Origin of the sequence: Halorubrum sp. SP3 (assembly GCF_005435195.1) — an archaeon.
Lineage (GTDB): Archaea > Halobacteriota > Halobacteria > Halobacteriales > Haloferacaceae > Halorubrum > Halorubrum sodomense.
This window is the reverse complement of sequence record NZ_SGTU01000625.1, coordinates 1-269: the sequence shown is the minus strand read 5'-3', so window position 1 is coordinate 269 and position 269 is coordinate 1. Positions and strand designations below refer to the sequence as shown.

Genomic DNA, 269 nt, shown 5'->3' with positions numbered 1-269 from the left:
CACCGCCGACAGTGTGGGCTCCGAAGAACGCGAACGCCGGGCGGAGTTCCTGATCGACCGCGAGGAAGTGGTGATCGGTTGCGCCCGTCGCCACAAGTCCCACCGCCGCGTTCTCGAACGGCGCGACATCGCCCTGCCATTCCCCGCGTGGAATCATATCAAGGAGGTTCTTCAGCGCTCCCGAGTATGACCCACGGTAGACGGGTGTCCCGACGAGGTACGCGTCGGCCTCGACGATCTGGTCAAGCGCCTCGGCGGTGTCGCCCTCG

Annotated in this window: 1 protein-coding gene; it reads right to left on the bottom strand. The window is 66.2% G+C overall.

Annotation, left to right across the window (positions count from 1 at the left end):
* Window positions 1-269 (bottom strand): NADPH-dependent FMN reductase (locus tag EXE42_RS17785; protein ID WP_137707125.1); only part of this gene is annotated, 269 nt, incomplete at both ends.